This is a genomic window from Streptomyces sp. ActVer, assembly GCF_027270795.1.
GTDB classification, from domain to species: Bacteria; Actinomycetota; Actinomycetes; order Streptomycetales; family Streptomycetaceae; genus Streptomyces; species Streptomyces umbrinus_A.
Genome location: NZ_JAPWHT010000887.1, coordinates 1 through 1,372 on the forward strand (window position 1 = coordinate 1; position 1,372 = coordinate 1,372).

At 68.1% G+C, this 1,372-nt stretch carries 1 protein-coding gene and 1 pseudogene; both read right to left on the reverse strand.

The genetic code is table 11. The features are described from left to right. Positions 1 to 259 precede the first annotated feature (259 nt). Complete coding sequence (locus O3Q52_RS53090) at positions 260 to 1,060, reverse strand: DsbA family protein (protein WP_269655549.1); 801 nt, start codon at positions 1,058 to 1,060, stop codon at positions 260 to 262. A 46-nt stretch (positions 1,061 to 1,106) separates the two neighbouring features. Next, a pseudogene (locus O3Q52_RS53095) lies at positions 1,107 to 1,372 on the reverse strand (hypothetical protein); the annotation flags it as partial.

Sequence of the window (1,372 nt, forward strand, 5' to 3'; positions counted from 1 at the left end):
CCGGCAGCGCGGCGGCGAGCGGTGCTCCGAGCACGGCCGTGGCCGCGGCCGCCTTGACCACCGTACGGCGGCGCGGCGCGGGGGAGTTGGGGCTGGAGAGGGATCTGAGTCGACTGGTCACGGCCGATCAGATTACTGACGGGTAGCGCTTTCGGTAAGGCGGAAGACGTGAAAGGCGGGCGAACCCGGAAGAGTTCGCCCGCCCTTATGCCGCGCGTTACCTGAGCTGTTCGCTCCACGCCCTGCTTGCGCTGCCGCGCTACTTGGTGACGCCCGCGTCCTTGAGCGACTTCTGCCAGTCGGCGACCGTGCTCGGGTTCGTGATCTTCTTGTCGTTGATCTTGATGGTCGGCGTCGAGTCGACACCCTTGGCGTCGTCGAAGGTCTTGCTCATCTTCATCGCCCAGGCGTCGTACGTGCCCTTCTCGAGGGCGTCCTGGAACTTCTTGTTGCCCTTCAGCGCGTCCACCGTGTCCGCCACCTTGATCAGGTAGCTGTCCTTGGAGAACTCGTCCTTCGTCTCCTCGGGGTGGTACTTCGTCGAGTACAGCGCGGTCTTGTACTCCAGGAACGCGTCGGTGCTCACGTTCAGCGCGGCGCCGAGCGCGCTCAGCGCGTTCTTCGAGCCGTCGCCGCCGAGGTTGCCGTCGAGGAAGGTGCCGAGGGTGAAGGACAGCTTGTAGTCGCCGTCCGTCATGCCCTTGTTGACGGTCTCGCCGACGGTCTGCTCGAAGGAGGCGCAGGCCGGGCAGCGAGCGTCCTCGTAGAGGTGGACCGTGTTCTTGGCCTTGGAGTCGCCGACCACGACGGTCGTGCCGTTCGTGCCGCTGGTGTTGGCGGGGGCGACGACCTTGGCGTCGGCGGCCGCGTCCCACTTGGAGGGCTCGTTGTTCTGTACGACGGCGTAGCCGATGCCGCCGGCTATCGCGAGCACCGCGACGATCGAACCGGCGACGATGACCTGCCGCCTGACCTTCTCGCGCTTGGCCTGACGCTCGCGCTCGACGCGCAGCCGATCACGGGCCGCCGACTTCGCGGCCTGGCTGTTCCTCTTGCTCATGATGGTGTTCTCCGTGGTGATGACAGGTGTACGGGGACTGGAGTGCTCAGGCGAATACGGCCGAGCACGGCGGTCCACGCCGTCCCAGGGAGTGCACGAAGAGGCGCGTACGCGTGGCGGCGACCCGGTGCGTGGGGCGCGGCAGCCGACGTACGGGAGTGAAGTGGACGGTCACCGCGGCGACCGCGATCAGCAGGGGCCGGAAGGTGGTGGCGGCCACCGCGTCCAGGAGCTGGGCCAGGGCCCGCTCGCCGCGCCGCAGCCAGGCGGCCGCGAGCAGCCCCACACCGATGTGCGCGCCGAGCAGCAGCC

What these genes read in the sequence shown, in the direction of transcription:
- O3Q52_RS53090 (WP_269655549.1), bottom strand. Translation starts at nt 1,060, where the DNA reads ATGAGCAAGAGGAACAGCCAGGCCGCGAAGTCGGCGGCCCGTGATCGG.